The organism is Stieleria sp., assembly GCF_041595215.1.
In the GTDB taxonomy this organism is placed as follows: Bacteria; Planctomycetota; Planctomycetia; order Pirellulales; family Pirellulaceae; genus Stieleria; species Stieleria magnilauensis.
Window position 1 is genome coordinate 1 of the sequence record NZ_JBFHKV010000352.1, and the last position, 7523, is coordinate 7523.

A 7523-nucleotide genomic window follows, 5' to 3' on the forward strand; every position below is an offset into this window, starting at 1 on the left:
GTGCGTCTTGCATGCCGTTGAGCCGGGCATCGAGGCGATCGACAAAGTTGACGACGATGCAACGCATTTCTTCGTCATCGATCGGCAGCGTGGTGTGTATCGGCGGTCCACTCGGTCCACTCATGGCGCTCGGTGCACTGGGGGACGCTTCGGGGCTGTGGGCCGCGGGTGCGACGTCTCGGAGGGTGTCGTCGGCAGATCGATAATCTTTCAGCGTGTCGTCGCTGAGTGTGTCGTCGTTGGGGGCAAGCACTCCGGGGACGACCGCCACGGCGGCTGGCGGCGATTGGGGGGCGACCGCGCTGTCGGAGTGGGCTGGCAACGGTTCGCGATCGGCCGCGGTTGGATCGGCTGTGGCGGCTGGTGACGGTAGCATCGTTTCCAGCAGCCACGAGTATTGAAGCAGACTGATCGGGATCAAGAAGGCGAGCAGTCCCCAGATCCCGAAGCGTGACCCGGCGAGTTCGGTTGCGGGAGCCGTGAACGCGAGCTGCAAATTTCCCCAGGGCTTTCCGAAACGAAAGATCGGCAGGGTGAAGTTTGAATCACGGTGTTGTGGCAGCGGAGACCAGTATTGCGCGTGCCCTGCGGTTTGAAACGCAGTGTTGCCGTCGGCGTCGATCAATCGGGCCGAGCGGAGACTGCGATTTCGCTCGACCAGGGCAGTGACGGCCGATTCGAAGCCTTTCGAATTTCCAGCGGCGACCATGGCGGTGCCGGTAGCGGCCAAGGATTCACAAACCGAAACGCGTCCCTGGGCGAGTTGCGTCCGGCTGTCGGGAACCAGCCCGATCCAATCAGCCAACAGCACCGTGGCGGTCAGAAGACAGACCAGTGTCAGCGTCAGGCGAGTTCGGATGGGGATACGTGCGTCGAATTTCGGCATCGTGATTCATGATTCTGTTTCATCGAGGCGTCTTCACCGATCGAAGAAACTACCATTGGAATCGAATTGGTAGGTGTCGGCCCTCCACCGAGCGGTGGTGTACCGTTGTTCGATTAACCGGAATTCGTCTCTGCAGTTGACGATTCGTCACTGTTTTCATCGGATGTTTCGTTTTCGGGCGATCACCCTGTCTTCGCTGAATCACCGCCAGATTGACTATTTGATGGGCGCAAATCTCTGCGTGTGTGCGTGACAACAGCGATGGCGGTTGTGCCGATGATGAGGTTGAAGTGAGGGATGGATTTGTTCCCGCGTATCCGAATCGCTATCATGAACGTTTGGTCATGGACGAGGCGATTCATCGGTTTTTATCTTGAGGGAAACCATGCCGGTGTTACTTGAAGGCACGGCAGTGGTGATTCGCAACGACGCGCTGGATCGTTGTCTTGAAGGCGGCGCGTCGGATTTCCACACGATCGCCCCCAACGCGATGTCTTTCGGCGACGGTGAGTTGACGCAGGCCAGTTTCATGTCGCCGCGCGATGCCGAACTGTTTCGGGACAAGTTGCTGTTGATGGGGTTGTGCGGTGACGAAGGTGCGCCAGATGTGGTCTTGGTCGATGCGCACAACCGCTCGATGCATCCTCTCTGCGACTGGTTGCAGTTGATTGAATACAAGGGCAATTTGATCGCCAGTCTCGTCGGCAATGAGTCCGGTGTGGTGGTCGCACCGGAGACCTGGGATCCCGATGCGGGACCGACGCTGCAACACATGTCCGCTGACGAGGTTCGCAACCGGCTGGAGTTTGTCCGGCGTGAAGAGCGAGTCGACGTTTATCGCGACAAGGAAACCGGGCAACTGCTGTATAGCGCCCGGTTGCATGAGACACCGGAGGAACTGTTCCGAAAATCGGCCGACGTCGTGTTGGGCAACATGCGGCATCCGGGGCAGCCGCCTCCATCGGAGGACGTGCAGCAGGCGATCCGCGAGGCGATCGGCCGGCTGCAACGATTGGTCAGCCAGCGAGACGATGCCTGGCGCGTCTGGTTTCTGCTCGGCAAGGCTTGGCACGCGGTGGACCGAATCCCCCGTGCGATACAGGCCTTGGAACGTGCCCTGGAAGTGGTCGATGAGCCCCAGACGATCATTTACAAGGAGCTTGCCGGTGTGCTGTTGGCCGACGGCGACACCGAGCGGGCCTGTCAGACGGGGGAAAAAGCGGTCGCATTGGCTCCCGATGACGTTGAATTGTTGGGCAATCTCTCGATCGCCTACTTGCTGGACGGTCGGGTGGAGATCGCCCGCAAGACGTTGGAGCACGCCTTGACGATTTGCTGCGACGATACGACCAATCAGTTCGTGATGGAAAAGATCACGGCCGTGTTGGAGGGGCGTTTGCCGCGGCCGAGAACGTTGGCGGAATTGGAAGGCCGCGGTCCGTCGACGCGTCCGGAATCGACACCGCGTCCCAAGTCCAGCTGGATTCGCGGGTTGATCCGTCGCTTTTCACCCTCGCGATGACCGCGTGCCGGTTCAACGTGCCCGTTCCAGCGAGATTCCCCCATCAACGAGTCGATGACGATCGGGCGGTCAATTGACGTTGTTGTTCCATCAGCACGATCCCGACGGTGGTCGCCAAGTTCAGACTGCGGACGTTGCCGGTGGTCGGCACACGCAGGGCATGGGGGTGGTCGGGGCCGACGATTTCACGCGGCAGTCCGCTCGTTTCGCGACCGAACACAAAGCTATCCCCGTGCTGAAAATGTTCGTCCCAGATCGATCGCGTGGCGAATCGAGAAAAGAAAAACATCCGCCGGGGCGGTAATGCGTCGACCAGATCGCTCCATTGGTCGACCGCTTGGAGGTCGAGGTGTTTCCAGTAGTCCAGCCCGGCGCGACGGACGCGTTTGTCACTGAAATCGAAACTGGCCGGGCGGACGATCCACAGTTTCGCACCGACGGCCACGCAAGTCCGCCCGATGTTACCGGTATTTTGAGGGATCTCCGGTTGATACAGCACGACGTGGGCGACCGGGTCGGCGGGGTGGGGAGGGGGAGTCTGCTCGGACATTGGGGCTCCAGCGCCCGTCAAGGAGATGTGGTGACGATGGGCCATGTCCCAAGGCGACCGACGCGGCACCGGCGGCGTCCGCGTGCGGGGCGGCGGTGCGACATTTGATGCCCGATCGGGGCGGAAGGGTTGCAAAGGGCCTTGTTGGCGTGACAAACTGTCCCCTACATCATGACAGATCACCCGCGTTTTTCAGCCGGGTGTCACGTTTTTTTATCCTGTCTCCGTTCGGTTCGTCCGTGCCAGTGCAGCCGCTGGCAGAGAATTGCATTCATGCCGATCCAAGTTACCTGTCGCCACTGTCTGAAACGATTCCAGGTGAGCGACAAATTCGCCGGCAAAACTGGGCCGTGTCCGAATTGCAAGAAGCCGATCGAGATCCCCAAGGCGGACGAGCAAGTCGTCATCCACGCGCCGACCGATGGGGCGCCGAAGGACAGCAAGGGCGTCAGCGTCCTGAAGCCGATCAAACGTAAAGAAACCGACGTGACCAAAAGTGGTCTGTTGATTTCCATCGGATCGATCGTCGCGGTGTTCGGCTTTGCGTTGGTGTTTCGATTCACCGGGGAAAATGGCACGGCACCGTTTTGGGCCCAGTTGGCGGGACTGATCCTGTTGGCGCCGCCCTTGGTCTGGTCCGGCTACACGTTTTTGTATGACCAGGAACGCGAACCGTACGTCGGTCCGGAGCTGCGGAACCGGGTGCTGATCTGTTCGGCGATCTTTGCGGTGATCTGGGTGGTGTATGCGTTTGTTCCTTCGTATGTCTTTGAATTGAACGCGCCGTCTGAAATGTCGTGGACGGTGTTCGGCATCACCCTGTGCGTGATGATCGCCCTGGGCGCACTGGCGTCAGCGGGGACGTTTGAATTGGAGTTTTTCAACGGCGTCATTCACGCGGGGCTGTATTTCATCGTGATCGTCTTGTTGGCGTTTACCAGCGGCGTGACGCTCGCCGGCGAGCCCGGCGAAGTCGATCGATATTTGGAACCCGATGTTTCGCAGTCCACGATCGAATCGTCATCAGTGACGGTCACCGACGCCACCGTTTCACGCTCGCCCCTGGCAAGCCTGTCGTGAACGATCTACCCGAACTTGACCTAATGCATCGGGCCGGCGCCGATTCCGGGTCCCTGGTTCGAATCCCGCCCGCGGATTCGGTACCCTTGTCCGACCGCGTCCGGCGGATTCTGGACACCGCGGCGCTGCGTCGGTTGGCCGGGATCAGCCAACTGGGAATGGTTTCACTGGTCTATCCGGGCGCGATGCACACGCGTTTGGAACACACGTTGGGTGTCTATCAAAACGCGTTGCGATTGCTGGCCCGATTTCGCGGCGATCGACTGGCATCGCGTTGGCTGGACGATCGGCACTGTGACGCGTTTCTCGTCGCGGCGCTGGTGCACGATCTTGGCCACTGGCCGTTTTGCCATCCGATCGAAGACATGCAGTTGGACTCGGTGGCCAGACACGAGCATCGGGTGGGTCAATTGATCCGCGAAGGCGAATTGGCCGAATGCATTGACGAGGATTGGAACTGTGACGCGGCGGATGTGGAACGTCTGTTGATCGGCCCCCGGAATGACCCGGCATCCGAGCGAGACGACGACGGGTTCCAATTCTTGGCCAGTTGTTTGAGCGGTCCGATCGACATCGACAAACTAGATTACTTGCAACGTGACAGTCTGCACTGCGGGGTGGACTACGGACGCAACTTCGACGCCGGTCGGCTGATTTCGTCGCTGGTGGTCGATCCGTCGACTCGGCGATTGGCGGTCGGCGAAAAAGGCCGCACGGCTGCCGAGATGATGGTCTTTGCGCGGTACATCATGTTCAGCGAAGTGTATTGGCATCACGCGGTGCGTTCGGCGACCGCCATGCTCCAGCGGAGCGTGTTTCTGCTTCACAACCGCATGGACCTGAACGCGACGTTCAAGCTGGCCGACGCCGAATGGATTGCGTTGTTGCGTCGGGCCGGCCAGGGCAGCTTGGCCGAGCCGTTGATCGAGGGACTTTTTGGTGCCCGCCGTCAATTGTTCAAGCGAGTCGCCGAGTTCAGCGTGCTGTCGGGCGAAGCGATTCATCAGCGTTTGGCCCGCCGCCATCATTGGTGGCTGGTCGCGCTGTGCGAGCGTGTGGCGGAACAATTGAGTCGTCAAACCGGCGTCGCGGTGGCGGCGGCGGATGTGCTGATCGATGCACCGCCGGTAAAATTAGAAGTCGACATCAACACGGCGGTGCTGTTTGCCGATGGCCGGACGGCCACCCTGGGTGACGTTTCACCCGTCGCGGCGGTGCTCGCCCGCCAGCAGTTTGATAATGTCGTCAAACGGGTCCGCGTGTTCGTGCGACCCGATCTGCGTGAAGCGTTGCGTACGCACTATCCGACGTTAGAACATTGGTCCGAGTTGCTGATCCAGTGCGTCAGCCAAACCGAAAGTGAAGGGGTATGATTCAAACCGTGCAAATCAATGGGATCGAAACGATCGTCAAAGCCGACGGGGAGCAAGCGTCACACGCGGTTGCTGATCTGATCGCGGCGCAGGTCCATCGCAAAGCGGACAGCGTGCTCGGATTGGCGACCGGCGGCACACCGGTGCAGACGTATCGCCGGTTGATCGAAATGAACCGCAGCGGCGCAGTCGACTTTAGCGGTGTGACGTCCTTCAACTTGGATGAATACATCGGACTCGGCGGCGATCATCCGCAAAGCTTTCGGGTCTTCATGAACGAGCAGTTGTTTGATCACATCAACATCGATCCCGCTCGGACGTTTGTCCCTGACGGATGTGCCGCCGATGTCGCGGCGCACTGTGCAAAGTACGAATCGATGATCGAGTCGGCCGGCGGAATCGATCTGCAATTGCTGGGGCTCGGTCACAACGGGCACATCGCCTTCAACGAACCCGGCTCGCCGCGCGACAGCCGCACCCGTCAAGTCGACCTGACGCCCGAGACGATCGAAAAGAACGCCCGCTTCTTTGATTCCATCGACGAGGTGCCTTGCCACGCGATCACAATGGGTATCGCCACCATTCTCGATGCCCGTCAGATCGTGTTGCTGGCCACCGGGGCCGGAAAGGCCGATGCCGTCGCAAAGATGCTCGAGGGGCCGGTCGACGAATCGCACCCGGCATCGCTGCTGCGCAACCACGACCACGTGACCGTCGTTTTGGATCAAGACGCAGCCGGCGGGTTGCGTTTGGATTGATCACGACGAACGCTCGTCCCACCACAGACCAGAATTAATAATGTCCAATCCGCAACCCACCGCATCCCCCGACGAGGCCCGTTCGACCCGAGTGGTGATCGTGGGGGCCGGGCCGATCGGATTGGAACTCGCCGTCGCGCTGCGCCGTTGTGGCATCGAGTTCGAACTGTTTGATGCCGGATCGATCGGACACACGATCTCCTGGTGGGCTCCCCAAACTCGCTGGTTCAGCAGCAACGAGCGGATCGCGATCGCCGGCGTTCCACTGCTGACCAGCGACCAGTCCAAGGCGACTCGCGAGCAGTACCTGACGTACCTGCGTGGCGTGGCGACCCAATTCGAGATTCGGGTTCACACCCAGTGCCCGGTGGTGAACATTGCCCGTGACGATAGCGATCGCTTCGCCGTGACGACCAAACCGGGCGGACAGCCGAGCGTCTGGTCGGCCGAGGCGGTGGTCTTGGCCATCGGCGGAACCGACTTTCCAAAAAGGCTGGGGATTCCGGGTGAGGATCTGCCCCATGTCGATGGCTACCTGCGCGAGACCCATCGCTATTTCGGCCGAGACGTGCTGATCGTCGGCGGGCGAAACAGTGCGATCGAAGCGGCATTGCGGTTGCATCATGCCGGTGCCAACGTGTCACTCAGCTATCGCGGTTCGGAAGTGCCCGAAGACCACATCAAGTATTGGTTGCTGCCCGAGATCAAGGGGCTCTTAGCCGCCGGCCGGATCGGCGATTTTACTGGCACCCTACCCGTCCGGATCACCAGCGAGTGCGTCCACCTGCAGTCGATCGATGATGGTTCCATCGTGGAAGTCAAGGCGGACGATGTGTTGACGTTGATCGGGTACGAGCAGGACAAGACGTTGATGCGAATGGCCGGCGTTGAATTGTCCGACTCGATGCAGCGACCGACCTACGATGAAAACACGATGCAGACCAATGTCCCCGGCATCTACATCGCGGGGACCGCAACCGCCGGCACACAGAGCAGCAAGTACAAGACGTTTCTAGAAAACTGCCACGACCACGTCGACAAGATCGTCGCCCATCTGTCGGGCCGACACATCGATTCCGCACCGCTGCAGTACCGCGATCAGATCATGACGCAACCGGAGAGTTAGCGGTTAGCAGCTGCGTAGGGCATGCTGTGCATGCCGATGGTCACGCACAGCGTGACCTACGGGGCTGATCTCAATCGATGATCAGCCGTTTGACGCGAGCCTACGGGCCCCACCCCAAGGAAACGACGCTTGACTTTGCGACTTTAGGCTCGCGCCCAAGACCGCAAAATCGAGAAGCGAAAATGAAACACCATGGCTCCCCTCTCCCCCGATTCCTGACGAGCCTAA

The 7523-nt window shown here is 60.1% G+C and carries 7 protein-coding genes; 5 read left to right on the forward strand and 2 right to left on the reverse strand.

The window, feature by feature from the left end; genetic code table 11:
• A partial coding sequence (locus tag ABX749_RS14920) for a hypothetical protein (RefSeq protein ID WP_372896671.1) occupies nt 1-886 on the reverse strand: 886 nt, incomplete at its 3' end.
• A gap of 385 nt (nt 887-1271) precedes the next feature.
• Between ABX749_RS14920 and ABX749_RS14925 the strand changes: the two genes are divergently transcribed.
• A complete protein-coding gene (locus ABX749_RS14925; protein WP_372896672.1) occupies nt 1272-2408 on the forward strand; it encodes a tetratricopeptide repeat protein in 1137 nt (378 codons plus the stop codon).
• 43 nt (nt 2409-2451) lie between these two features.
• Here ABX749_RS14925 and ABX749_RS14930 read toward each other — a convergent pair whose 3' ends face one another.
• Complete coding sequence (locus ABX749_RS14930; protein WP_145220627.1) at nt 2452-2958, reverse strand: tRNA (cytidine(34)-2'-O)-methyltransferase; 507 nt, start codon at nt 2956-2958, stop codon at nt 2452-2454.
• A 273-nt stretch (nt 2959-3231) separates the two neighbouring features.
• Between ABX749_RS14930 and ABX749_RS14935 the strand changes: the two genes are divergently transcribed.
• The 4 genes from ABX749_RS14935 to ABX749_RS14950 all read left to right on the forward strand — a co-directional run bounded on the left by ABX749_RS14935 (nt 3232) and on the right by ABX749_RS14950 (nt 7295).
• Entirely contained in the window at nt 3232-4038 is an 807-nt protein-coding gene (locus ABX749_RS14935; protein ID WP_372896673.1) for a hypothetical protein, read from the forward strand.
• An 86-nt stretch (nt 4039-4124) separates the two neighbouring features.
• The gene (locus ABX749_RS14940) at nt 4125-5411 is read left to right on the forward strand and encodes an HD domain-containing protein (protein WP_372896674.1); all 1287 of its coding nucleotides are present in this window, start codon (nt 4125-4127) and stop codon (nt 5409-5411) included.
• Nucleotides 5408-6169, forward strand: a complete 762-nt coding sequence (nagB, locus tag ABX749_RS14945; RefSeq protein WP_372896675.1) for a glucosamine-6-phosphate deaminase — start codon at nt 5408-5410, stop codon at nt 6167-6169. The genes ABX749_RS14940 and nagB overlap by 4 nt, the downstream gene beginning before the upstream one ends.
• A gap of 40 nt (nt 6170-6209) precedes the next feature.
• Complete coding sequence (locus ABX749_RS14950) at nt 6210-7295, forward strand: NAD(P)-binding domain-containing protein (RefSeq protein ID WP_372896676.1); 1086 nt, start codon at nt 6210-6212, stop codon at nt 7293-7295.
• The last annotated feature ends 228 nt before the right edge of the window (nt 7296-7523 follow it).